Genomic DNA, 25,068 nt, shown 5'->3' with positions numbered 1-25,068 from the left:
AGCGGTCCGTGTACCGGGCACGCGACCATGTATCCGTATAGCGGACGGGCCGGCCCCCCGGGACATGATCGACTACTTGTCCGCCAGGAACATCGCCCGCGCCAGCGGACCCGCCGAGTCCCCACCGTGGCCGCCCTCCTGCACCACCGCTCCCGCCGCAAGGTCACCGCGGTACGCCGTGAACCAGCCGTTGGGCTTCTTCTGGCCGTCGACCTCCGCGGACCCCGTCTTCGCGCCCATGTCGGAGCCGAGGCCCGACATCGGCTCCACGGCCGTGCCGGCCACCGCCGTGTAGTGCATCAGGTCGCGCAGGGCCGAAGCCGTCGCGCCCGACATCTTGCGGGGCGCCGTCGCGAGCGTGCGCTTGTCGAGGTCGGGCGAGACCAGGTACGGCTGCTTGAACGTGCCCGACTTCACCGTGGCCGCCACCGACGCCATGTTCAGCGGGCTCATCCGCACCCCGCCCTGGCCGATCAGCGAGGCGCCCATCTGCGCGTCGCTCTGGACGGGGATCGCGCCGTCGAAGGACGGGACACCGATCGACCAGTTGTCGCGGCCGAGGCCGAAGACCTCCTGCGCCTGCTTGGTCAGGGAGTCGTCCTGCAGCTTCTTGGCCTGGCTGATGAAGGCCGTGTTGCAGGAACGGGCGAAGCTCGCCCGGAACGTGCCGTCCTTGATCTCGAACTTGTCGTCGTTCTGGAACTTCCAGCCGCCGTACGTCACGTACTTCGGGCAGGGGTGCTTCTTGTCCACTCCCGCGAGCTTTTTCTCCAGGAGAAGCGATGATGTGACGACCTTCATCGTCGAACCCGGGGCCAACGAGCCCTGGAACGCGATGTTGAAGCCGGTCGGATTCGAGTTGGCCGCCGCCAGGATCTCGCCCGTGCTCGGCTTCACCAGGACGACCGAGGCCTGCTTGCGCTTGCCGGTCTCCTTCTCCGCCGCCGCCTGGAGCGAGGCGTCGAAGGTGGTCTTCAGGGTGCCGGGAGTGCCGGGGGAGAGCGTGAGCAGCGTCTTGTCGGGCGTCGCCTTCGCGTCGTCCTTCGTCGTCGCCGACTTCTCGGCGTCCTTGGCGCTGTCCTTGCGCACGACGCGCAGCTCCACGCCCGCCTTGCCGCCGGCCTTGTCGCCGTACTTCTCGCGCAGGCTGTCGAGGACCGTGCCGAGCGAGGGGTACTTGGCCGCCGTCAGCTCGCCGCCGTCGCGGTCCACCGCCTTGATCGGCGGGTCCCCGGCCTCGCCCGTCACCAGGCGGTCGCCGTCCTTCAGGTCCGGGTGGACGACGGAGGGCTGCCAGCCGACCAGCGTCTTTCCGTCGTGCTTCCGTCGGACGACGGTCAGCTCGGACTCGTACGCGAACGGCTTGTTCGTTCCCTCGTACGAGACCGTCGACGTGACGGAGAACGGCATCTTCGCGCCCGCCCGCTTGCCCGGCGCCAGCTTCACCTTGGTGAGGTGGGAGTCCTTGGCGTACGCGGTCAGGGCGGTCTTCGCCGCCGTCCGGTCGTCCGTGAGCGCCGCGGCCTTCGCCACGTCGCCCTTCTCCCACGCGGCGAGGAAGTCCTGCGTGGTGGCCCGGACCTCGGCGGCCGTCGGCGGACCCGCGGCCACCGGCTTCTCGTCGACCGTCGGTCCACCGTCGCCACCGGACCCGCCCATCAGGCTGTACGCGGCGACGCCCACGCCGCACACGACCACGGCGGCGGCACCCCCGAGCACACCTGGGTGCACCTTGGCGCTCTTCTTGCCGGGACCACCCGGACCGCCTGCTGCCCCCGCAGCGCCCGAAGCGCCCGGCATACCGGGCGCACCCGAAGTGCCCGGTCTGCCCGTGAAGTTCCTGATGCCCTTGCGCTCGCTGGCGCGCCCTCGCTTGCCCACTGACCCTCCGCAGATCCCAGACCACAGAGCCCCCAAGCCCTGCACCGGAAGGCCCAACACTAGGGGGCTTTCATGAAGCCCCCGACCAATCACCTCAACTGCCTGCGGCAAGCACCGCCGCCACGATAGGGCCGGCCGTGTCCCCTCCGTGGCCGCCCTCCTGGGCCACCGCCGCGGCCGCCACGTCACCGCGGTATCCGGTGAACCAGCTGTTGGGCTTCTCCTGACCGTAGACCTCCGCCGATCCGGTCTTCGCGCCGATGCTGCCGCTGAGCCCGGACATGGCGCGGGCGCCGGTGCCGCTGACCGCCGTGCGGTTCATCATCTGGCGCAGTTGCTGCACCGTGGACGCGGGCAGGCCGCGCGCCTGGGCCAGCCGGCGGTCGTCGAGGCCCGGGTCCACGATGACCGGCTGCCGGAAGGCTCCCGTCATCGCGGTGGCCGTGACCGACGCCATGTTGAGCGGGTTCATCTGCACCTTGCCCTGGCCGATGATGGCCTCGGCGCGCTCACCGCCCGCGGTGGCGGGGACGGTGCCGTCCTGCGTGGGGATGCCGACCTTCCAGTCGAGGCCCAGACCGAAGCCGTTCTGGGCCTCCTCGGTGAGGGACTCGTCCGTGATGCCGTCCTCGTCGACCAGCTTCACGAACGCGGTGTTGCAGGACCGCGCGAAGCTGTCCGCCAGGGTCGCGTTCTCGTTCGGGGCCAGGCCCGGGAGATTGTCTATGCGCCGGCCCTGCCAGACCGCGGAGTCCGGGCAGGGCGCCGGGCCGCTCGCCTTCGTCACGCCCTTGTCGATGAGCATCGCCGCCGAGATGACCTTCATCGTCGAGCCGGGGGCCAGCTTGCCCTGGAACGCCGCGTTGAACTCGTCCTGCCGGTGGTTGGCGACCGCGAGGACCTCGCCGGAGCTCGGCTGCACGGCGACCACCGAGGAGTTCGCGTGCTGCGCCACCGCCTTCTCCGCGGCGCGCTGCGCGGGCGCGCTCAGCGTCGTACTCAGCTGCCCCGCCTTGCCCTTGGCGAGCGTGAGGAGCGTCTCGGAGGCCGCGGCCTCGTCCGCGTGCTGGACGTAGAGCTCGACGCCGGGGGTGCCGCCCGCCTTGTCGCCGTACTTCGCGCGCAGTTGGTCCAGGACCGGGCCCAGCGAGGGGTAGTCCTTCTTGTCCAGGACCTGGCCGTGCCGGTCGACGGCCTCGATGGGGGGCGTGGCTGCCTCACCGGTGGCCAGGGTGTCGTCCCGCTTCAGGTCGGGGTGGACGACCGAGGGGTACCAGTCGACGAGCGCGCTGCCCGAGGTCTTGCCGCGGACGACGGTCAGTTCGGAGTCGTACGCGAACGGCTTGGTCTTCCCCTTGTACGAGACCGTGGCCTCGACCGAGAACGGCACGGTCGTGCCCGCGGCCTTGCCCGGCGTGATCTTCACCTTCGTCAGGTGGGCGTCCTCGCGGTAGCCGGTCAGGACCCGCGAGGCCACTTCCGCGTTGTTCGTGTAGTGCGAGGCCTCCTCGGCGTCGCCCTTGGCCCACGCGCCGAAGAACTTCTCCGTCGTGTCGGCGATCTCGCCGCTCGTCGGTGGCCCCGTCTTCACCGTCTCGGGCCCCGACACCGACGAACCGCCGCCCCCCGTCACGCCGTTCACCAGGTTGTACGCGCCGTACCCCGCGCCCCCGACCATGACGGCGAACACTCCACCGACCAGAGTGATCTTTACCCCTTTGTGCATGCCGCGTCCCCTCCCCAGGAGCCTTCCCGAATGAATTCGGGAAGGTTGCTCGCCGGCAACGATAAGTGGCGTGGGGGATGTACGAGGCTGCCGTTATCCGAAGGTGTCCAAGGTGTGCACTACACGCACCTGGCTATACCCACGTATCCAGGAGCATTCGGGCCCGCCAGGAATCGATCGGAATGGCCTGGCCGGTGTAAATGGGCCAGAACCAGATGAAGTTCCACAGGATCAGCAGGACCAGGACGCCCGAGGCCGCCGCCCCCACGACCCGACGCCGCTCACTTGACCCCGGCGGACCGAGAATCGCGCCGATCATCATCGCCACGGCCAGGCACAGGAACGGCACGAAGACGACCGCGTAGAAGAAGAAGATCGTCCGCTCCTGGTACATGAACCACGGCAGATAACCCGCCGCGATCCCGCACACGATCGCGCCCGCACGCCAGTCCCTGCCGAACACCCAGCGCCACAGCACGTACAGGAGCGCGAAGGCGCCCGCCCACCACAGCATCGGAGTGCCGAGCGCGAGGACCTCGCGGGCGCACTTCTCCGCGGTGCCGGAGGGGCAGCCGTCCTTGCCGGGCAGCGGCGACTCGTAGAAGTACGAGACGGGGCGGCCGTCGACGATCCAGCTCCACGGGTTCGACTGGTAGGTGTGCGGCGAGGAGAGCCCCACGTGGAAGTCGTAGACCGCGTGTTCGTAGTGCCACAGGCTGCGCAGCCAGTCGGGCAGCAACGTCCAGGAGCCGCCCTTGCCGTCCGTGGCCGCCCAGTTGCGGTAGTAGCCGCCCGTGCCGTCGGTCGGGGAGAGGATCCAGCCGAGCCAGGACAGGACGTACACGCCGATCGCGACCGGCACCGTCGAGACGAACGCCGGGAACACGTCCCGCTTCAGGACCGTGCGGTAGGGGCGCTCGGCGCCCGCGACGCGGCGGGCGCCCACGTCCCACAGCACGGTCATCAAGCAGAAGAAGACCATGATGTACAGGCCGTTCCACTTGGTCCCGAAGGCGAGACCCAGGCACAGACCGGCCGCCCAGCGCCAGGGACGCCACCCCAGGCGCAGCGTCTCGGCGACGTACGTGTCGGGGCGGACCCGGCCGTCCTCGTCGGCCGGAAGCCCGGCCGCGAGCCGCTCCCGCGCCTTGTCCCGGTCGATCAGGAAGCAGCCGAACGCGGCGAGCACGAAGAACATCAGGACCTGGTCGAGCAGCGCCGTGCGGCTCATCACGAAGTGCAGCCCGTCCACCGCGAGCAGCGCGCCCGCCAGACAGCCCAGGAACGTCGAGCGGAACAGCCGCCGGCCGATCCGGCACAGCATCAGGACCGACAGGGTGCCGAGCACCGCCGTCATGAAGCGCCAGCCGAAGGGATCGAAGCCGAAGAGCCACTCGCCGACGCCGATGACGTACTTACCGACCGGCGGATGCACCACATACGCGGCGTCCGTGGGGATCGTGATGCCCGAACCCTGCTGCAGGACCGTGTCGTTGACCTTGTCCGGCCAATTGACCTCGAAGCCCCGGTGGATCAGCGCCCAGGCGTCCTTGGCGTAGTACGTCTCGTCGAATATCACGGCCTTCGGGCTGCCGAGATTCCAGAACCGCGTGAGCCCCGCGACGAGCGTGATCAGCAGCGGGCCGATCCAGCCCGACCACCGGACCAGTTGGCCGGCGTAACTCTTCGGCAGGCCGAGCGACGCCCACAGGCGTGGGCCCGGCTCGGTGTACGCGGGCACGAGCCGGGCCCGGACATCGGCCGTGGGCTCGGTGGGCCGCGCCACATAGCCGAAGCGGCGCAGCCTGTGCTGCCACGACGGCTGCTGCTCCTCGGCTGCCTGGCCCTGGCGGGTGTCCGGGGAAGACGCGGTACTGGTCACCGCGCCATCGTAGGGAACCCGACTGTGTGAGTCCCGCGCCCCGGCCCCTGCGAGGATGGAACCGTGACAGGAAGCGCAGATTCTCCCGACAGCCGGCCCCCCGGAAACCCGGCCCCCGGAAACCCGTCCGCCGGGACCCTCGTCCTCGCGGGCACGCCCATCGGCGACGTCGCGGACGCGCCGCCGCGGCTCGCCGCCGAGCTGGAGTCGGCCGATGTGGTGGCCGCCGAGGACACCCGGCGGCTGCGCAGGCTCACCCAGGCGCTCGGCGTGCAGGTGGGCGGACGGGTCGTCTCGTACTTCGAGGGCAACGAGAGCGCGCGCACGCCAGATCTGGTCGAGGCCCTGGCCGGCGGAGCGCGGGTGCTGCTCGTGACGGACGCCGGGATGCCTTCGGTGTCCGACCCCGGGTACCGCCTCGTCGCCGCGGCCGTGGAGCAGGACATCCGGGTCACGGCCGTGCCGGGCCCGTCCGCGGTGCTCACCGCGCTCGCGCTCTCGGGGCTCCCGGTGGACCGCTTCTGCTTCGAGGGCTTCCTGCCGCGCAAGGCGGGCGAGCGGCTCTCGCGGCTGCGCGAGGTGGCCGACGACCGTCGCACGCTCGTCTACTTCGAGGCACCGCACCGTATCGACGACACCCTCGTCGCGATGGCCGAGGCGTTCGGCGACGAGCGCAGGGCCGCGGTCTGCCGCGAGCTGACCAAGACGTACGAAGAGGTCAAGCGGGGTTCGCTGAAGGAACTCGCCGAGTGGGCGGCCGACGGCGTACGCGGTGAGATCACCGTCGTCGTCGAGGGCGCACCGGAGAAAAGCCCCGGTGACCTGGGCCCGGACGAGCTGGTGCGCAGGGTGCGGGTGCGCGAGGAGGCGGGGGAGCGACGCAAGGAGGCGATCGCCGCCGTCGCGGCCGAAGCGGGGCTACCCAAGCGCGACGTCTTCGATGCGGTCGTGGCGGCAAAGAATGCGGCTCGGGCCGCCCCATCGGAGGGCAAAGGACTATCGTGAAAGGCAAAGTGCGGGCCGCGCACCAGGCCTGAAGGCTAAGGAAAGGCCAAATCGGCTTCAACTGTCGACAGGTCTGATGCGCTCGCTCCGGGAAAGGCGTCCACTGGTCGAAGGGACGCACCCGTCCCCACGCTTCCGGCCGGGGGAAGCCCGGTCCGGCAGCGCTTGTCCAGCGGACAAGAGGAGCTGGCATGAGTGAGATCGCCGACACGGGTCACCACACCACGGCGTCCACCGCGATAGACACCGTCCACGAGTCGTACGCCTTCGCCTGCATGAGGTGCGGGCACGGCTGGGAGCAGTCGTACGACATCGAGCATCACGTGGACGGCAAGGGCAAGGAATTCGTGATGTACGTGGCGGACGGCCTGCATGTGCCGTCGCCCCTGACCCGGCCGACGTGCGTGAACTGCGGTGGGCATGTCGTACGGATCATGCGGGCCGGGCAGGTGTCGTCGGTGCTCGATCTGCTGCAGCGGCATCATGCGCCTGCGGCGAAGGCAGCGGAGAAGAAAGCGGCGAAGAAGGCGGCGGGGGACGAGTCCGGGGCGGCCGCCACGGTGGAGCCCCGTGAGCCCAAGCAGCACCACTGGCATCTGTCGGCGCTGCTGCATCCCTTCCACCACCGCAAGGCGGGCTGACGCCCGCTTCGTAGGATCGGGGGTATGCCTTCCACCTCCAAAGACGCCGACGGCAAGCGTGCCGACGGCAAGAACGCCGACACCAAGAACGCCGCGCCGCCGCCGCCCGAAGCCCTTCGGGTGGCGGTCGCCGACTCCCACACCCACCTCGACATGCAGTCGGGGACGGTGGAGGAGGGGCTCGCCAAGGCCGCCGCGGTCGGCGTGACGACGGTCGTGCAGGTGGGCTGTGACGTGGCGGGCTCGCGCTGGGCCGCGGAGACGGCCGCCGCGCACGGGAGCGTGCACGCCACCGTCGCCCTGCATCCCAACGAGGCACCGCGCATCGTGCACGGCGATCCCGACGGCTGGTCCCGGCAGGGGGCTCGCGAGGCGGGCGGCGACGGCGCGCTGGACGCCGCGCTCGCCGAGATCGACGCGCTGGCCGCGCTGCCGCAGGTCAAGGGCGTGGGCGAGACGGGGCTCGACTACTTCCGCACGGGGCCCGAGGGCAAGGCCGCCCAGGAGAGGTCCTTCCGCGCCCACATCGAGATCGCCAAGCGGCACGGCAAGGCCCTGGTCATCCACGATCGCGAGGCCCACGAAGATGTGCTGCGGATCCTGAAGGAGGAGGGGGCTCCGGAGCGCACCGTCTTCCACTGTTACTCGGGCGACGCGGTGATGGCCCAAGTCTGCGCGGAACACGGGTACTTCATGTCCTTCGCGGGCAACGTCACGTTCAAGAACGCGCAGGGGCTGCGGGACGCGCTGGCCGTGGCGCCCCTCGAACTGGTCCTCGTGGAGACGGACGCGCCCTTCCTGACGCCCGCTCCCTACCGCGGACGGCCTAACGCGCCGTATCTCATTCCGGTCACATTGCGGGCCATGGCCGAGGTGCGGGGGATCGGCGAGGACGCCATGGCCGAGGCGATCTCGGTCAATACGGCGCGCGCATTTGATTACTGACCGATAACGCCCGTGGCCTGGTGATTCAGGCACGCACCGCGACACTGCGTAGTCGTCCTGCTTTGGAGAGTGACGGTCGCTCCGCTAGGTTCTGGTCCGCCTCGCCCGATCCGGACCAGAACGAGAACGCTGGAGCGTCGTCGTGAGTCATGCGCCGCAGTCGCCGTCGCCGTCGCCGCAGTACGCGACGTCTTACGGGACGTCCTACGAGACGTCTTATGGGGGCGGCACGACCTATGAGCCGGAGCGGGATCCGGAGCGGGATCCGGAGCCGGAGCTGGGGGCGGAGCCGGAGTTCTTTCCCCTGCAGGCCACCGTGGTTCTCCCCGGCGGGGGGCGGGCCGAGGCGCGGCGGGCGGCCCGGCGGAAGAAGGCGAAGCCGCGGTCAGGACCGCGGTCGCAGGCCCCCTCCGAGCGGCTGGAGCGGCCCGAGCGGCCCGAGCGGCCCGATACGTTGCGGAAGCTGTTGCCGCAGGCGCTGGTCGTCGCCTTCCTCGCGGGCGGCACCTCGGCCTTCGTCGCCAACGACAAGGCCGTGCGGCTGAGCGTCGACGGCGAGTCGCGGACTCTGCACACCTTCGCGGACGACGTGGGGGAGTTGCTGGAGGACGAGGGCGTGGACTTCGGCGCGCACGACATCGTGGCGCCCGCCGCGGGCGCGGCGCTCGCCAGCGGCGACGAGATCGCCGTCCGCTACGGCCGGCCGGTCAAGCTCACCCTCGACGGGCAGCGGCGCGAGGTCTGGACGACGGCCCGCACGGTGGACGGGGCGCTGCGGCAGCTCGGGGTGCGGGCCGAGGGCGCCTATCTGTCGACGTCGCGCAGCAAGCGGATCGAGCGAGGCGGCCTCGATCTCGACGTACGGACCGAGCGCACGGTGACGATCATGGCGGACGGCCGTGAGCGAACCATCCGTACGAATGCGGCGACGGTGCGGGAAGCGGTCGAGGAGTCCGGGATCAGCCTGCACGGCCAGGACACCACCTCCGTCCCGCCCGGCAGCTTTCCGCGCGACGGCCAGACGGTCACCGTCATGCGGATCTCCGGGCGCAAGGAGGTGCGGGAGGAGCCGATCCCGTTCGACGTACGGCGGACGGACGATCCGTCGCTGTTCGCGGGCACGGAGGTCGTGGAGCGGCAGGGGCACCAGGGGACGCGGCGGGTCACGTACGCGCTGCGGACGGTCAACGGCGTCAAGCAGAAGCCGCGGCGGCTGCGGTCGGAGATCGTGCGTGAGCCGCAGACGCGGATCGTGAAGGTCGGCACGAAGCAGCGTCCGAACTCGGTTGCGGGGGCGGAGGGTCTGAACTGGGGCTCGCTGGCGCACTGCGAGTCGGGCGGCCGCCCGAACGCGGTGGACCCGTCGGGGACGTACGGGGGCCTGTACCAGTTCGACACCCGCACCTGGCAGGGGCTCGGCGGCTCGGGCCGGCCGCAGGACGCGTCATCGGAGGAACAGACGTACCGCGCGAAGAAGCTGTATGTACAGCGGGGGGCCAGCCCTTGGCCGCATTGTGGGGGGCGGTTGTAGGGGGGCGCGCTTCCGGCTGCGGGTGCGTGCGGGGAGCGGCGCTGCTTCGTGGTGGGTGCGGGGCCGCGCCGGTATGTCCGTCCTCGCTATCGTCCGGTGGCCGCCTTGATACTTCGGCGCGGGAGCGCCGCGAGCCGTGCTCCGGGCAGACATACCGGCACGTCCCCTCCCGTGCGTCGCCGACCGCGGGTGCATGCGTGCTGAGGCCCGCAAACCCCCACCCGAGATGACCCCACCCCCTGTGGATCTTTGCCACCCTCACCCCGCCCACCCCCTGTCACCGCGGGGCAATCGGGCGGGTGGGCGGGAAAGGCTTGTTCGGGGATCGCATGCTGCGGGGGGACACAGTGGCGGGCCCAGGGGCCCGGGTCGGCAGTGGCGGGGCCCAAGGGGCGGGACCCGTAACCTGTGGGGGTGAGTAACAGTGAGACCGGGGTTCTGCTCGGCGCAGCCGATATCCGCGAGCTGGCAGCCGCCCTCGGCGTACGCCCGACCAAGCAACGCGGCCAGAACTTCGTCATCGACGCCAACACCGTCCGCCGCATCGTCCGCACCGCGGACGTCGGCCCCGAGGACGTGGTCGTCGAGGTCGGCCCCGGCCTCGGCTCGCTGACGCTGGCCCTGCTGGACACCGCGGACCGCGTCGTCGCGGTCGAGATCGACGACGTCCTCGCGGGCGCGCTGCCGGCGACCATCGGAGCCCGCCTCCCCGCGAAGGCGGACTCCTTCGCGCTGGTGCACAGCGACGCCATGCTCGTACGCGAGCTGCCGGGCCCCGCCCCGACCGCGCTGGTCGCCAACCTGCCGTACAACGTCGCCGTGCCGGTCCTGCTGCACATGCTCGACACCTTCCCCAGCATCGAGCGCACGCTCGTGATGGTGCAGGCCGAGGTCGCCGACCGCCTCGCCGCCGCTCCCGGCTCGAAGGTGTACGGCGTGCCGTCCGTGAAGGCGAACTGGTACGCCGACGTGAAGCGCGCCGGTTCCATCGGCCGCAACGTCTTCTGGCCCGCGCCGAACGTCGACTCTGGTCTGGTGTCCCTGGTGCGGCGCGCCGAGCCGGTCAAGACGACCGCTTCGAAGAAGGAAGTCTTCGCCGTCGTCGACGCCGCCTTCGCCCAGCGTCGCAAGACCCTGCGCGCCGCCCTCGCCGGGTGGGCGGGTTCGGCGGCAGCCGCCGAGGCGGCACTCGTCGCCGCCGGAGTCTCGCCGCAGGCACGCGGCGAGGCGCTGACGGTGGAGGAGTTCGCGCGGATCGCCGAGCACAAGGGAGCCGCTTCGTGAGTGACAGCGTGACCGTCCGCGTTCCCGCGAAGGTCAATGTCCAGTTGGCGGTGGGTGCCGCGCGCGCGGACGGGTTTCACGACCTCGCCAATGTCTTTCTCGCGGTCGGGCTGTACGACGAGGTCACCGTGACGCCCGCCGAGCAGCTGCGCGTGACGTGTTCCGGGCCCGGATCCGACCAAGTGCCCCTGGACCGTACGAACTTGGCGGCGCGGGCCGCCGAGCTCCTTGCCGCGCGCCATGGCCGTACGGCCGATGTGCACATCCACATCGCCAAGGACATCCCCGTCGCGGGCGGCATGGCCGGCGGCAGCGCGGACGGTGCGGGCGCGCTCCTGGCGTGCGACGCGCTGTGGGGGACCGAGGCCTCGCGCGACGAACTCCTCGACATCTGCGCCGAGTTGGGAAGCGACGTGCCGTTCAGCCTGGTGGGCGGGGCGGCGCTCGGCACGGGGCGCGGCGAGAAGCTGGAGATTCTGGAGGTCGGCGGGGACTTCCACTGGGTGTTCGCGGTGGCCGACGGCGGGCTCTCCACCCCCGCGGTCTACCGCGAGTTCGACCGGCTGACCCCACAAGCGCCCGCTCCGGAGGCGTCGGCGGGGTTGCTCGACGCTCTGCGCAGAGGGGATACCGAGGCCCTCGCCGGCGCCGTATCCAATGATCTTCAGCCCGCCGCCCTGTCCCTCTTCCCCTCGCTCGCCGACACCCTCGCCGCGGGCACGGACGCGGGAGCCCTGGCCGCGCTCGTCTCCGGATCCGGGCCCACGACGGCGTTCCTGGCCGCCGACGCCGAGTCCGCGCGACGGGTCGCCGAAGCGCTCTCGGCCTCCGGTACCTGCCGCACCGCGCGGGTCGCGGACTCACCGGCGCCGGGTGCCACGTTGCTCTAGGCGCGCGGGTACTCAGGCGCGGATCTGAGTACGTTCGCGCTGACGCCGGGCCCGCGGCGCGCGCGACCGTACGTACATGGGATCAAGCGTTCGCGAACTGGCCGAGCAGACGCCCACCGGGCGCGACCGGTACATCGACCTGCTGCGGGTCGCCTCGCTCGGCACGGTCGTCGTCGGCCACTGGCTGATGGCGGCGGTGACCGTCGGGGACGACGGCCGCACCGAGGTCGGCAACCTCCTCGCCGTCGTGCCCGATCTGCAACTGCTCACCTGGGCGCTGCAGATCATGCCGGTGTTCTTCTTCGTCGGCGGCTTCTCGCACGCGCTGTCGTACCGCTCCCTGAGCCGGAAGACTCCTGGCCTTTCCGTCTACTCGGCGTTCCTGCGGGCACGGCTGCAGCGGCTGCTGCGGCCGACGATGGTGTTCATAGGCGTGTGGGGAGCTGCCGCGCTCCTTGTCCAACTCCTGGGCGAGCAAGGCGCGTTGCTGGACGTGACGCTGCGGCTCGTGGCCCAGCCGCTGTGGTTCGTCGGCATCTACCTCGCGATGGTGGCCTTCACTCCACCGCTGCTGAGGCTGCACGAGCGGTACGGCTGGGGCGCGTTCGGGGGGCTCGTGCTCGCCGCGGGTGCGGTGGACGTGGCGCGCTTCGCCTTCGGCGTCCCGTACGTGGAGTTCCTGAACTTCGCCTTCGTGTGGCTCGCCGTGCATCAGCTCGGTTTCCTGCGGGCGGACGGCAGGCTGCGGGTGCGGGTGCCCGCGGCCATGGCGGTGACCGGCCTCGCGGGAGCCGCGGCGCTGGTCGCCTTCGGCCCGTATCCCCTCTCCATGGTGGGCATGCCCGGCGAACGCGTCTCGAACATGGCACCGCCGACCTTCGCCCTGCTCTGCCACGGGATCTGGCTGGTGGGAGCGGTGGAGCTGCTGCGCGGACCGGCTACGCGGTGGCTGGCGCGGCCCCGGGTGTGGCGGGGCGTGGTGGCGGCGAACGGGGTCTCGATGACGGCGTTCCTATGGCACCTGACGGCGATGCTCGGGGTGTACGGGGTGATGATCGCGGCGGACGTGCCGTTGCCGGAGCCTGCGACGAGGGAGTGGTGGACGCAGGTTCCGCTGCGGATGGCGGCCGCGATGATGCTCACCGCTCTGCTGGTCGCCGCCTTCCGCCGCTTCGAGAAGCCGGTTGCGGCACGGGAGTTGACGCAGGCGCCAGGCGCGGGCCCGACAGCCGCCGTGGGCGTCACGCTCTGCCTCTTCGGGGTGCTCGGCCTCTCGATGGTCGGCTTCGGTGGCCTGCTCGAAGGGCGTACGGCGATGCTGATCGCGGTGCGGGTGACGGCGCCGGTGGCGGTGGGGATGGCGCTGGTCGGGTGGCTCCTTGTGGAGCGGGCGCCTACAGCTCGTCGATGGCGGTGAGGTCGATGTCGATGTCGAACGGGACGCTGAGCTTGAGGTGGTCGTGGTGGATTCCGGTCAGGGCGTACGTGCCGGAGGCCTGCCCCAATTCATAGACCTGGATGACCGGGTAGTCATCCGGGCCCGCCGCCTCGACCAGCCAGTAGTGGCGAATGCCCGCGGAGGCGTATTTCTGGAACTTGGTCGTGCGATCACGCGACTCGGACTCGGGGGACACCACTTCGATGGCCAGTACGACGTCTGGGCCCTGGAAGTGCGTCTGCATCCGTCCAGTCTTGGCACTGGCTCTGATGACAGAGACGTCCGGTTCAGGGCCGTTGCGCTTGTCCAATACCACCGTCATCTCGCGCACGACTCCCAGTTCCGGCGGCGCGGTGCGGCGCAGTCCCGCCACCAGCAGGTCGATCGCGGCGAAGTGGAAGTAGCGCTGGGGACTCACGAGGATCAGGCTCCCGTCGATCAACTCCGTGTGCGGCGGGAGATCGGGCAGCGTGAGCAGGTCGTCCACGGTGTAACCGTCACGCGGGGGCAACGCCCAGCGATGCTGCTCAACGGACTCGGCGGTCATGGTTCCTCCCATGGACGGGATTCTTCGGCCAGCGACTCCACGGTAGCCGCCGGTTCACGGCATCGTCATCACGAAGAGTGATCGGTCCCGCACTCCGGAGCCCGAGAAGGACGCCCCGGCCGGGCGACTACGCTGGAGGTCGATCGATCCCCTTCCCTGGAGCGTTAATGGCCGTCAACCTGGTCAATGTCGAGGCAGTCAGCAAGGTGTACGGCACCCGTGCCCTGCTCGACGGTGTCTCCCTCGGCGTGTCCGAGGGGGACCGGATCGGCGTCGTGGGGCGCAACGGAGACGGGAAGACGACCCTCATCCGGATGCTCGCCAAGCTGGAGGAGGCGGACACCGGGCGGGTCACGCACAACGGCGGTCTTGAGCTCGGCGTGCTCACCCAGCACGACTCGCTCGACCCCGAGGCCACCGTGCGGCATGAGGTCATCGGTGACCTCGCCGATCACGAGTGGGCGGGCAGCGCCAAGATCCGGGATGTGCTCACCGGTCTCTTCGGCGGGCTCGACATGCCTGGCTTCCCGCAGGGGCTCGACACCGTCATCGGGCCGCTCTCCGGTGGCGAGCGGCGCCGTATCGCGCTCGCGAAGCTGCTCATCGGCGAGCCGGACCTGATCGTGCTCGACGAGCCGACCAACCACCTGGACGTCGAGGGCATCGCCTGGCTCGCCGAGCACCTGCGCACGCGGCGCTCGGCGCTCGTCTGTGTCACGCACGACCGCTGGTTCCTCGACCAGGTGTGCACGCGCATGTGGGACGTACAGAGCGGGTCTGTCTACGAGTACGAGGGCGGGTACTCCGACTACGTCTTCGCGCGCGCCGAGCGTGAGCGCATCGCGGCCACCGAGGAGACCAAGCGCAAGAACCTGATGCGCAAGGAGCTGGCCTGGCTGCGGCGCGGCGCGCCCGCCCGTACCAGCAAGCCGCGGTACCGCATCGAGGCCGCCAACGAACTCATCGCCGACGTGCCGCCGCCCCGGGACAGCAGTGAGCTGATGAAGTTCGCCACGACCCGGCTCGGCAAGACCGTTTTCGATCTTGAGGACGTGACCGTCCAGGCCGGGCCCAAGGTGCTGCTCAAGCACCTGACCTGGCAGCTCGGCCCCGGCGACCGCATCGGCCTGGTGGGTGTCAACGGCGCGGGCAAGACCTCGCTGCTGCGGGCGATGGCCGAGGCGCAGCGCTCCGACGGCGACGTACAGCCCGAGGCGGGGCGTGTGGTCGTCGGCAAGACCGTGAAGCTGGCTTATCTTTCGCAGGAAGTGGCCGAACTCTCCCCGACGCTGCGGGTGTTGCAGGCCGTGCAGCAGGTGCGCGAGCGGGTCGACCTCGGGAAGGGCCGGGAGATGACCGCGGGGCAGCTCTGCGAGACGTTCGGCTTCAACAAGGAGAAGCAGTGGACGCCCGTCGGTGACCTGTCCGGTGGTGAGCGGCGGCGGCTCCAGCTGCTTCGCCTCCTGATGGACGAGCCGAACGTCCTCTTCCTCGACGAGCCGACGAACGACCTCGACATCGAGACGCTGACCCAGCTCGAAGACGTCCTTGACGGGTGGCCCGGGTCGATGGTCGTCATCTCCCACGACCGGTTCTTCCTGGAGCGCACCACCGACAAGGTCTTCGCGCTGCTCGGCGACGCCACGATGCGGATGCTGCCGCGCGGCATCGACGAGTACCTGGAGCGGCGCAAGCGGATGGCGGCCGCGGGCGCGCCCGCGGCTCCGCTGGCCTCGTCCTCCGGGTCCTCCGGGTCCTCCGCACCGGCCGCCCCGCAGAAGAACGTCTCCTCCGCCGACGCCCGCGCCGCGAAGAAGGAACTGCAGAAGATCGAGCGGCAGCTGGACAAGATGTCCACGAAGGAGACCTGGCTGCACGCCCAAATCGCCGATAACGCCACCGACTTCGGAAAGGTGGCGAAACTGGACGCCGAGTTGCGCGAACTCGTGAGCGAGCGCGACGAGTTGGAGATGCGCTGGCTGGAGCTCGCGGAGAGCGCGTAGAGGTCTCGTAACGGACGCATCACGGGCCGGTCCTCCCTTGGGAACAGGGGGCGGACCGGTCAGTTGTGCCCGGCGCTCAGGGTGATAGAAAGGTCGGCCTGAGCACCACTTGGCGTGCCGAAAAATCAGTGAAGGGGGAAGCGCTGATGACTCAGCCGCCCAACCAGCCGCCGTCCGGCGGTTTCGGAGCTCCGCAGGATCCACGGCAAGGAGCCGCTCCGCAGCCACCGGGCCAGCCACCGCAGATGCCCGGCTCGCCGCCGGCCCCGCCGTCGGGAGCCCCGCAGACCCCGCCCGCGCCCCAGCCCGGTTACGGCTACCCGCAGACTCCGCCCGCACCCCAGCCGGGGTACGGCTACCCGCAGCAGCCGGGACAGCCGGGACCGTACAACCAGCCCGGACCTTACGGCCAGCCCACGCAGCCCGGTCAGCCGGGTCAGCCCGGTCAGCCGGCCCAGCCGGGTCCCTACGGCCAGCCCACGCAGCCGGGCCCCTACGCCCAGCAGCCCCAGTACGGCTACCCGCAGCAGCAGTTCCCGCCCCCCGGCGTGCCGGGCACCCATCCGCCCGGCGTCGGCGGTGGCGGCGGCAAGAACCCCTTCAAGGGCAAGCCCGGTCTGATCGTGGCCGCCGTGGCCGCGGCCGCGCTCGTCATCGGCGGCGTCACCTGGGCGGTCGTCGGAGGTGACGACGGCGGCGGCAAGAAGAAGCCCACCGCGGGCAAGAGCGACGACCCCAAGGCGAGCGCGTCGGCGCCGGCCAACCCGGGCGACGGCGAGGGCGACGGGCAGGGCGAGAAGGAGGACCTCAACGCGGGCCGCCAGCCCGGTGAGTCGAAGGTGCTCTTCTACAAGGAAGCGCCCAAGGTGCCCGGTTCGGGCGCCGACGCCAACGGCATGTGGGTCCACGGTGACATCGCCGTCAAGGCGGCGTACAAGGAGCTCACCGCCTACAACGTCAAGACGGGCGAACAGGCCTGGCCGACGGTCACGTTGCCGCAGAAGATCTGTGGCACGACCCCGCAGGTCACGGACGACAACAAGATCGCCGTCGCGTACAAGGACGGGCAGAAGGACGACTCCAAGTGCAGCCAGGTCCGGATCATCGATCTGAAGACCGGTGGCAAGGGCTGGACGAAGACGGTCGAGGAGGAGGGTCTTTTCGACATGTCCCTCAACGTCGACCTCTCCATCACCGGCGAGACGCTGATGGTCGGCCGCTCCCAGTCCGGCACGGCGCTGCGGATCAGTGACGGCAAGGAGCTCTTCGTCTCCGAGAAGAAGGACGAGGGCACCTGCTTCCCCAGCGGCTTCACCGGCGGGAAGAAGATCCTCCGCGCCCTGTCGTGCGGCGCGGGCTCCTCCACGGAGCACGACGAGCTGGAGCAGATCGACCCCAAGACCGGCAAGGTCGTGTGGACGAAGAAGTTCCCCAAGGGCTGGCAGATCGGCCGGATCTACTCCGAGAGCCCGACGATCGTCTACCTCACCAACGAGGACAAGAAGCAGTGGAACATCACCACGCTGAAGCCCAACAGCAGCGCCACCCGTTCTGAGGTCGGCGTCGACGAGAAGTTCGCGCCGGAGTGCGGCAGTTCGTCGTTCCTCGGCGGCAGTCTCCAGGGCTGCCTGGGCGCGACGACCGATGACAAGAACCTCTACCTGCCGACCGAGGCGACCTCCGGGGCCAACGAGGTCGTGGCGATCAGCCTCGCCACCGGCAAGGAGGCATGGCGCGTGAAGTCGCCGCTGGAGGAATCGATGCTGCCGATGAAGATGGACGGCGATTCGCTCATCGCCTACGTCAACCCGTCGTACGACGCCGGCGGTCAGGTCGTCTCGATCCCGCTGTCGGGTTCGCACAAGCCGAAGACGCTCCTGAAGAACCCCGAGGGGACCGCTGAGATCGAGAGCGGCTTCTACTCGAAGGACGTCGACTACGTGGACGGCCGCTTCTACATCTCCACGACGCGGCTCTCGGGCAGCGCAAAGGGCCAGGAGAAGCTGATGCTGGCCTACGGCAAGTGATCTTCTCCGCAGGGCAGGCGCCCGCCCCCTTCTCCGGGCAGGCGCCCGCGCCCTCCACCGGGCCGGCGCCCGCGCCCTCCTCGTCGCTCAGTTCATCTCTCGTCCCCAAGGAATCGACCTCATGACCCAGCCGCCCCAGCCGCCCAACGAGCCCCCGCAGGGCGGGTTCGGCGCACCGCAGGACCCGCCGCCCGGCGGTTTCGGCAAGGCCCCCGAGCCGAACAACCCCTCGTACGGCTACCCGCAGACCCCGCCGCCCGCGCAGCCGCCCGGCCAGCCCCCGACGCCGCCCGCGCAGCCGCCGACGCCGCCGCAGGGCCAGCCCAACTACGGCTACCCGCAGGCGCCGCAGGCCCCCGGCACCCCGCCCCCCGGCCAGCCCCAGGGCTACGGCTACCCGGGCCAGCCGACGCAGCCGTACAACCAGCCGACGCAGCCGTACGGCCAGCAGGCCCCGTACGGCGCCTACCAGCAGCCCGGCACGATGCCGATGGCTCCGCAGGCGGGCGTCCCCGGCGGCTCGGGCGGTTCGAAGCTCAGCGGCCAGATGAAGATCATCATCGGTGCGGTCGTCGCGATCGCCCTGATCGTCGGCGGCGGTGTCTTCTACGCCTCGACGCAGAAGGACGACACCGAGGCGAGCTCCGGAGGCTCGACCGGTGGCGGCAAGGGAGGCGACGAGGAGGGCAAGGGCGGCGACGAGCAGGGCCCGAGCGGCCCCGGCAAGGAGAAGGTGCCGGCCAACACCAGCGCCACCGTCTCCATGCAGCTCCCGCAGCCCGAGGTTCCCAAGGACGACGTCTGGAGCATCAAGGGCTCCTGGCTCACCGAGGACGTCTACGCCAAGGCGGGCGTCAACGAGATCGTCGGGTACGACCCGTCCGACGGCAAGGAACTGTGGACGCTGCCGCTGAAGGGGCAGACCTGCGCGGGCTCGCGCGAGGTCACCAAGGACGGCATCGTCGCGGTCGCCTACGAGGACGGCAAGCGGACCAAGAAGGGTGACCACAAGACCTGTTCGCAGATCTCCGCGGTCGACCTGAAGGACGGCAGGAAGCTCTGGACGGAGACCATCGAGGAGGGCAGCATGGATGCCCGAGTCGAAGAGGTCACCATCAGCGGCAGCACCGTCGCGGCCGGTTCCAGCGCAGGCGGCGCGGCCTTCGACCTCACGTCGGGCGACCACCTCTGGGAGCCCGACGCCAGCGAGGAGTGCCAGGACGAGGGCTACGCGGGCGGCGAGCAGCTCGTCGCCGTCCAGAAGTGCGGTGACTACGGCGACGAGAAGCTGAAGGTCCAGCTCCTCGACGCCAAGACCGGCGACTCGAAGTGGACGTACCCGGTGACGCCGGGCGTCGACAACGCCAAGATCATCTCGACGCGCCCCGTCGTCTTCGGCCAGGACACCCAGGAGATCACCGCGAGCGGCGTCACGGACGTCTTCTCGCTCGACGACAAGGGCGACCTCCGCGCCAAGATCTCGCTGCCCGACGGCAAGTACGACCACGACTGCGAGGTCAACGTCATCTACGCCTGCACCTCGCTGGCCGTGGGCAACGACAAGCTCTACATCCCCACCCGCCAGCACGACGGCGGCGGCAGCGAGTACAGCCAGACGAACGAGATCATCGCGTTCTCGCTGGCCACCGGCAAGACCACGGGTGACCGCGCCGACGCGGGCGAGAACGGCGAGATGTTCCCGATCCGCATGGACGGCGGCAACGTCCTCGCGTACAAGGACGCCGGCTACGACAAGGGCGCCCAGGTCGTCTCCCTCAACGGCAAGACGATGAAGGAGACCAAGCTCCTGGAGACCCCGGCGGCCGAGTCCGTCGGCAGCGCCATCAGCGGCATGGTGCCGAAATCGAACGAACTCCTTTACACCGACGGCATGCTGTACCTCGGCAAGGAGCTGATCAGCAAGCCGTACTCGAAGGACGAGAAGGAGTACACGGCCTTGGGCTTCGTCGCCAAGTAGCCCTCCTGACCTCCGCGTACGCACCGGACGGCCCCGTTCCCGACGAGGAACGGGGCCGTCCGGCTCTCCGCGTGTGCCGTTCCGTACACACGTACTCCCTCTCACTCGTATTCGGCCGGGATTTCCGCATTCCGGGCCGCTTATCGCCGGTAGGGGGCGCGCAGCGTCGAACAAGCGTGTAGCTTCCGGGGGATGAGTGGGCGTGGGGCCGGGGGGCCCTCGATCCGTGGGGGATCCGTGGGGGAAAGTGGGGGGTTGCTCGATGGGTGTGCGACTCATGGTGGTCGACGACCACCGACTGCTCGCCGAGGCACTCGCCTCGGCCTTGAAGCTGCGCGGACACCGGGTGCTCGCCGCGGCCGCGCCCGCGGCCGGGGCGGCGGAGCTGGTCATCAGCCGGGCCCCCGAGGTCTGCCTGCTCGGCACGGCGACGCCGGCGGAGGCCGGCATGTTCGATCCGGTAGTGAAGATCAAGCGGGAGCGCCCGCAGGTCGCCGTGGTGGTGCTCGGCCCGGTACCGAGCCCGCGCGGCATCGCAGCGGCGTTCGCCGCGGGCGCTTCGGGATACGTACGCCATGACGAGCGCATCGAGGGTGTCGAGCGCGCCATCATGAAGGCGAGAGCCGGTGAGGCGGCCGTCGCGCCGCAGCTGCTGCAGGGCGCGTTCAGCGAGCTGCTCAATCCGGCCGCGCAGCCCGACGACGAGGGGCAGCGGCTGCTTCAGATGCTGACGCCGCGCGAGGTCGAGGTCCTGGTGCGGGTCGCGGACGGCGAGGACACCCGCCTCATCGCCGCCGGAATGGGGATCGCGCCCAGCACGGCGCGTACGCATGTGCAGCGCGTCCTGATGAAACTGGGCGTCGGATCCCGTCTGGAGGCCGCGGCGCTCGCGGCGCGCACGGGCCTGCTCGACCGCGCGGAACGGCCCGCGCCGGCCTTCACGGACGACCCGGGGACGCCGACGGGGCCCGAGCCACCGGTGCAGTGAACTCGGGCCCCGTCGCGGGGTGTTACTTGTCTTCCTCCGGTGCCTCGGTGGGCGGCGGAGTGGGACGCAGCCACAGCCAGCCGAGGAAGAAGAGCCCGAGCGCCAGCATGGCAAGGCCCGACCAGAGGTTGATGTTGATGTCCTCGGCCTTCTTCATGTCGGCGTCGGACGGTGAGATCCCGGCGATCGTCACGATGACGCCGTAGACGACGAACAGGCCGCCGATGATGCGCCGGATGTCGAAGAGGCGGGCCGCCGTGGCGGACTTGCGCTCCAGATCGGAGACTTCCTTGTGCAGTTCAGACATGATCTTCCAGACCTCCGATCGGGATCAGAACGAGTACGGCAGGTAGCAGGCCGCGGCCAGCACGATCGCGCTCCAGCCGAGCAGCGCGGGCTTGCGGTACCAGGCGTCGTCACCCTCGGCGGGCGGTTCCTCGACGCCGGGCGCCGTCGTCCCGTAGACCAGCCCGGCCAGTTCGGCCTCCGGCTTGGGCGCGGTGAAGAGCGTGACCGCGATCATCACCACGGCGCCGGCGACGAAGCCGGTGATCGCCGAGACGAAGTTGGCTCCCTGGTCGGTCGGGATGTCGATGATGCCCTGCTTGTAGATCCAGAAGTAGTTGATCATCGCGGCGGACGTGCCCGCGACCAGACCCCACACACCGGACTTCATGGAGGCGCGCTTCCAGAACATGCCGATGATGAAGACCACGAACATCGGGACGTTGAAGAAGGTGAACAGCGTCTGCAGGTACCCCATGATGTTCGAGAACGACGCGGCGATGAAGGCCGTTCCGACGGAGGCGAGCACACCGATCGCGGTGATCAGACGGCCGAACTTCAGGTAGTAGCCGTCCTCGCGGTCCTTGACCACGTACTTCGCCCAGATGTCGTACGTGAACACGGTGTTGAAGGATGAGACGTTCGCCGCCATGCCCGCCATGAACGCCGCGAGCAGACCGGTCACCGCGATGCCGAGCACGCCATTGGGCAGCAACTCCTGCATCAGGTACGGGATCGCGTCGTTGTAGGTGAGGTCCGAGCCCGCGGTGCCGATCTTCGGGACGAGGACGGCCGCGACCAGGCCCGGGATCATCACCAGGAAGACGATGAAGATCTTCGGGAAGGCGGCGATCAGCGGCGTGCGCTGGGCGGCGGAGAGGTTCTTCGCGGACAGAGCGCGCTGCACCTCGGCGAAGTTGGTCGTCCAGTACCCGAAGGAGAGCACGAAGCCGAGGCCGAGGATGATCGTCAGCCAGTTCGCGCCAAGGGGGTTGGCGTCACCGATGCCGGTGCCGCCCCACGCGGTCATGAAGTTCTCGCCGTGCGACTTCTCGATCGAGCCGCTCAGACCGTCCCAGCCGCCGACCTTCTTCAGGCCGATGACGCAGATCGGGATGAGGGCGGCGAGGATCACGAAGAACTGGAGGACTTCGTTGTAGATCGCCGAGGAGAGCCCGCCGATCGTGATGTACGCGAGGACGAAGAACCCGGCGACCACGATGGCCACCCACTGCGGCCAGCCGAGGAGCGCCTCGACGACGATCGACAGGGCGTAGAGGTTCACGCCCGCGATGAGTATCGCCGCGAACGCGAAGAGCACCGAGCTGAGCAGGTGCGCCGACTTGTCGAAGCGCTGGAGCAGGAACTCGGGGACCGAGCGGACCTTGCTGCGGTAGTAGAACGGCATCATCACGAGGCCGAGGAAGACCATCGCGGGGATGGCGCCGATCCAGTACCAGTGGACGACCGCGACGCCGTACTGGGCGCCGGTTGCCGCCATGCCCAGGATCTCGGTCGCGCCGAGGTTCGCGGCCACGAACGCGAGGCCGGTGACCCAGGCGGGCAGGGAGCGCCCGGAGAGGAAGAAGTCGAGGCTCGTCTTCACGGAGCGCCGGGCGGCGAAGCCGATGCCGAGGACCACGGCGAAGTAGATCGCCAGGATCGCGTAGTCGAGGCCGTTGGTGGGCAGCCGAAGCCCCTCGGCCAGGGTCTGTGTGGGGGACTGCATGCGTGAACTCGCTTCGTTGCGCGAACTGATCAGACCGGAACCTACGCCCCTCCCTTCAATAACTGAAGACTTCTGTTGGTGTTCTTTGTTGGATTGTGATCGGGCGCATAGCTGACGCTCAGCTTGAGGACGGGAGTGTTCGGCTTGCGGGCGGCAGCTTGCAGGGATTGACGATGCTGTTGCCTTGTGATTTGTTATGTGCGGTTATGTTGGGTGGGTGTTGGTGAGGAGCCCCGGACGTGAAGAAGACCTCGACCCGTCTCGCAGACGGTCGTGAGCTCATCTACTACGACGCGCGAGACGACGCCGTGCGCGACGCCATCGACCGGAGGCCCCTGGATCCCATCTCCACGACCTCCGAGATCCGCCGGGACCCGCTCCTGGGCGACGCGGTCGCCATCGCCTCGCACCGCCAGGGCCGCACCTACCACCCGCCGGCCGACGAGTGCCCGCTGTGCCCCTCCGAGGGAGAGCGGCTGAGCGAGGTCCCCGACTCCTCGTACGACGTGGTGGTCTTCGAGAACCGCTTCCCCTCGCTGGCCGGGGACGCGGGGCGCTGCGAGGTCGTCTGCTTCACCTCGGACCACGACTCGTCCTTCGCCGACCTCACGGAGGACCAGGCCCGCCTCGTCCTGGACGCCTGGACCGACAGGACCGCGGAGCTCTCGCACCTTCCCTCCGTCGAGCAGGTGTTCTGCTTCGAGAACCGCGGCGCCGAGATCGGCGTGACCCTCGGCCACCCGCACGGGCAGATCTACGCCTATCCCTTCGTCACCCCGCGCACGTCCCTGATGCTGCGGTCGATCGCCGCGCACAAGGAGACGACGGGCCGCAACCTCTTCGACGACGTCGTGGCAGAGGAGTCGGCGGGCGAGCGCGTGGTCCTGGACGCCGAGCACTGGGTGGCGTTCGTCCCCTACGCCGCGCACTGGCCCTACGAGGTGCACCTCCACCCCAAGCGCCGGGTGCCCGACCTGCTCGGCCTCGACGAAGCGGCGCGCACAGAGTTTCCCCAGGTGTATCTGGAACTCTTGAGGCGCTTCGACCGGATCTTCGGCGCTGGTGAAGGTGACGGTGAAGGCGGGACCGGGGGCGAGCCGCTCACCCCGTACATCGCGGCGTGGCACCAGGCACCCTTCGGCACGCTGGAGGGACATGACGGTGTCAACCGGGACGACTTCGCCCTCCACCTCGAGCTTTTCACCATTCGCCGCACTTCGGGCAAGCTGAAGTTCCTCGCGGGTTCCGAATCCGGCATGAGCGTGTTCATCAACGACGTGCCGCCGGAAGCCGCGGCCCAGCGACTGCGAGAGGTAGCGAGTTCATGAGCGGTAAGTACCTGGTCACCGGCGGGGCGGGCTATGTGGGAAGCGTGGTGGCCCAGCATCTGATCGAGGCCGGGCACGAGGTGACCGTCCTCGACAACCTCTCGACCGGCTTCCGCGAGGGCGTCCCCGCCGACGCCACGTTCATCGAGGGTGACATCCGCGATGCCGCCAAGTGGCTGGACTCCTCCTTCGACGCCGTGTTGCACTTCGCCGCCTTCTCCCAGGTCGGCGAGTCCGTCGTGAAGCCCGAGAAGTACTGGGACAACAACGTCGGCGGCACGATGGCGCTGCTCGCCGCGATGCGCGAAGCGGGCGTGCGCAAGCTGGTCTTCTCCTCCACCGCGGCCACGTACGGCGAGCCGGTCAGCACCCCCATCACGGAGAGTGACCCCACCGCCCCGACATCCCCCTACGGCGCGTCGAAGCTCGCCGTCGACCACATGATCACCGGTGAGGCCACCGCCCACGGCCTGGGCGCGGTGTCGCTGCGCTACTTCAACGTGGCGGGCGCGTACGGCGCCTACGGCGAGCGGCACGACCCCGAGTCGCACCTGATCCCCCTCGTCCTCCAGGTCGCACAGGGCCGTCGCGAGGCGATCAACGTCTTCGGCGACGACTACCCGACCCCGGACGGCACCTGCGTGCGCGACTACATCCACGTCGCGGACCTGGCGCAGGCGCACCTCCTCGCCGTCGACGCGGCCACGCCCGGCGAGCACCTGATCTGCAACCTCGGCAACGGCAACGGCTTCTCCGTGCGCGAGGTCATCGAAACCGTCCGCCAGGTCACCGGACACCCGATCCCCGAGGTCATGGCCCCGCGCCGCGGCGGCGACCCGGCGGTCCTCGTCGCGTCCGCGGCCACCGCGCGGGAGCGGCTCGGCTGGAATCCGTCCCGCGCGGACCTCGCGGGCATCGTCGCGGACGCGTGGGCGTTCGCTCAGCGGTAACTGGGGCTAA

19 protein-coding genes are annotated in these 25,068 nt (G+C 69.8%); 13 read left to right on the top strand and 6 right to left on the bottom strand.

Translation table 11 applies throughout. The features are described from left to right. Window positions 1–72 precede the first annotated feature (72 nt). The 3 genes from ACIBCK_RS14370 to ACIBCK_RS14360 form a co-directional block, all read right to left on the bottom strand. On the bottom strand, window positions 73–1,659 hold the full coding sequence (locus ACIBCK_RS14370; protein ID WP_399390675.1) for a penicillin-binding transpeptidase domain-containing protein: 1,587 nt from the start codon (window positions 1,657–1,659) through the stop codon (window positions 73–75). 316 nt (window positions 1,660–1,975) lie between these two features. Continuing rightward, window positions 1,976–3,607: a penicillin-binding transpeptidase domain-containing protein gene (locus ACIBCK_RS14365; protein ID WP_399390032.1), complete on the bottom strand. Its 1,632-nt coding sequence runs from the start codon at window positions 3,605–3,607 to the stop codon at window positions 1,976–1,978. A 133-nt stretch (window positions 3,608–3,740) separates the two neighbouring features. Then, window positions 3,741–5,489: a dolichyl-phosphate-mannose--protein mannosyltransferase gene (locus tag ACIBCK_RS14360; protein ID WP_399390030.1), complete on the bottom strand. Its 1,749-nt coding sequence runs from the start codon at window positions 5,487–5,489 to the stop codon at window positions 3,741–3,743. 159 nt (window positions 5,490–5,648) lie between these two features. On the opposite strand from ACIBCK_RS14360, the gene rsmI reads away from it, so the two are divergent. The 7 genes from rsmI (at window position 5,649) to ACIBCK_RS14325 (ending at window position 13,202) form a co-directional block, all read left to right on the top strand. Continuing rightward, entirely contained in the window at window positions 5,649–6,494 is an 846-nt protein-coding gene (gene rsmI / locus ACIBCK_RS14355; protein WP_399390673.1) for a 16S rRNA (cytidine(1402)-2'-O)-methyltransferase, read from the top strand. 191 nt (window positions 6,495–6,685) lie between these two features. Further along, on the top strand, window positions 6,686–7,135 hold the full coding sequence (locus ACIBCK_RS14350) for a hypothetical protein (protein ID WP_399390028.1): 450 nt from the start codon (window positions 6,686–6,688) through the stop codon (window positions 7,133–7,135). A 24-nt stretch (window positions 7,136–7,159) separates the two neighbouring features. Beyond that, window positions 7,160–8,080: a TatD family hydrolase gene (locus ACIBCK_RS14345; protein ID WP_399390027.1), complete on the top strand. Its 921-nt coding sequence runs from the start codon at window positions 7,160–7,162 to the stop codon at window positions 8,078–8,080. Between the two features lie 142 nt (window positions 8,081–8,222). Beyond that, the gene (locus ACIBCK_RS14340; RefSeq protein WP_399390025.1) at window positions 8,223–9,611 is read left to right on the top strand and encodes a ubiquitin-like domain-containing protein; all 1,389 of its coding nucleotides are present in this window, start codon (window positions 8,223–8,225) and stop codon (window positions 9,609–9,611) included. A 414-nt stretch (window positions 9,612–10,025) separates the two neighbouring features. Continuing rightward, the gene (rsmA, locus tag ACIBCK_RS14335; RefSeq protein ID WP_399390023.1) at window positions 10,026–10,895 is read left to right on the top strand and encodes a 16S rRNA (adenine(1518)-N(6)/adenine(1519)-N(6))-dimethyltransferase RsmA; all 870 of its coding nucleotides are present in this window, start codon (window positions 10,026–10,028) and stop codon (window positions 10,893–10,895) included. Continuing rightward, window positions 10,892–11,785, top strand: coding sequence for a 4-(cytidine 5'-diphospho)-2-C-methyl-D-erythritol kinase (locus tag ACIBCK_RS14330; protein WP_399390022.1), 894 nt, complete (start codon window positions 10,892–10,894; stop codon window positions 11,783–11,785). Before rsmA ends, ACIBCK_RS14330 begins: the two co-directional genes overlap by 4 nt. Window positions 11,786–11,861: 76 nt before the next feature. Further along, window positions 11,862–13,202 carry an acyltransferase gene (locus tag ACIBCK_RS14325; RefSeq protein WP_399390020.1) on the top strand — a complete coding sequence of 447 codons (1,341 nt, stop codon included), beginning with the start codon at window positions 11,862–11,864 and terminating at the stop codon, window positions 13,200–13,202. Here ACIBCK_RS14325 and ACIBCK_RS14320 read toward each other — a convergent pair. Continuing rightward, complete coding sequence (locus ACIBCK_RS14320) at window positions 13,180–13,770, bottom strand: Uma2 family endonuclease (protein WP_367049078.1); 591 nt, start codon at window positions 13,768–13,770, stop codon at window positions 13,180–13,182. The two genes, ACIBCK_RS14325 and ACIBCK_RS14320, sit on opposite strands and share 23 nt — an antisense overlap. Window positions 13,771–13,937: 167 nt before the next feature. Here ACIBCK_RS14320 and ACIBCK_RS14315 point away from each other — a divergent pair, with 167 nt between their 5' ends. The 4 genes from ACIBCK_RS14315 (at window position 13,938) to ACIBCK_RS14300 (ending at window position 20,766) form a co-directional block, all read left to right on the top strand. After that, window positions 13,938–15,773, top strand: a complete 1,836-nt coding sequence (locus tag ACIBCK_RS14315) for an ABC-F family ATP-binding cassette domain-containing protein (RefSeq protein ID WP_399390018.1) — start codon at window positions 13,938–13,940, stop codon at window positions 15,771–15,773. A 146-nt stretch (window positions 15,774–15,919) separates the two neighbouring features. Next, window positions 15,920–17,800: a PQQ-binding-like beta-propeller repeat protein gene (locus tag ACIBCK_RS14310; protein ID WP_399390016.1), complete on the top strand. Its 1,881-nt coding sequence runs from the start codon at window positions 15,920–15,922 to the stop codon at window positions 17,798–17,800. Window positions 17,801–17,921: 121 nt separating this feature from the next. Continuing rightward, window positions 17,922–19,778: a PQQ-binding-like beta-propeller repeat protein gene (locus tag ACIBCK_RS14305; RefSeq protein ID WP_399390014.1), complete on the top strand. Its 1,857-nt coding sequence runs from the start codon at window positions 17,922–17,924 to the stop codon at window positions 19,776–19,778. Window positions 19,779–20,040: 262 nt separating this feature from the next. Then, window positions 20,041–20,766: a LuxR C-terminal-related transcriptional regulator gene (locus ACIBCK_RS14300; RefSeq protein WP_399390013.1), complete on the top strand. Its 726-nt coding sequence runs from the start codon at window positions 20,041–20,043 to the stop codon at window positions 20,764–20,766. A gap of 22 nt (window positions 20,767–20,788) precedes the next feature. Here ACIBCK_RS14300 and ACIBCK_RS14295 read toward each other — a convergent pair whose 3' ends face one another. Next, window positions 20,789–21,073: a hypothetical protein gene (locus tag ACIBCK_RS14295; protein WP_399390011.1), complete on the bottom strand. Its 285-nt coding sequence runs from the start codon at window positions 21,071–21,073 to the stop codon at window positions 20,789–20,791. Between the two features lie 24 nt (window positions 21,074–21,097). Further along, window positions 21,098–22,780 (bottom strand): sodium:solute symporter family protein, encoded by a 1,683-nt coding sequence (locus ACIBCK_RS14290; RefSeq protein WP_399390010.1) that lies wholly within the window; start codon window positions 22,778–22,780, stop codon window positions 21,098–21,100. A gap of 239 nt (window positions 22,781–23,019) precedes the next feature. Between ACIBCK_RS14290 and galT the strand changes: the two genes are divergently transcribed. Further along, a complete protein-coding gene (gene galT / locus ACIBCK_RS14285) occupies window positions 23,020–24,108 on the top strand; it encodes a galactose-1-phosphate uridylyltransferase (RefSeq protein WP_399390009.1) in 1,089 nt (362 codons plus the stop codon). After that, window positions 24,105–25,058 (top strand): UDP-glucose 4-epimerase GalE, encoded by a 954-nt coding sequence (gene galE, locus ACIBCK_RS14280; RefSeq protein ID WP_399390007.1) that lies wholly within the window; start codon window positions 24,105–24,107, stop codon window positions 25,056–25,058. The genes galT and galE overlap by 4 nt, the downstream gene beginning before the upstream one ends. Window positions 25,059–25,068: the final 10 nt, after the last annotated feature.

This window comes from Streptomyces sp. NPDC051218, from assembly GCF_044455475.1.
In the GTDB taxonomy this organism is placed as follows: domain Bacteria; phylum Actinomycetota; class Actinomycetes; order Streptomycetales; family Streptomycetaceae; genus Streptomyces.
The sequence above is the reverse complement of the archived record's forward strand: the minus strand, read 5'-3'. Positions and strand labels throughout refer to the sequence as shown.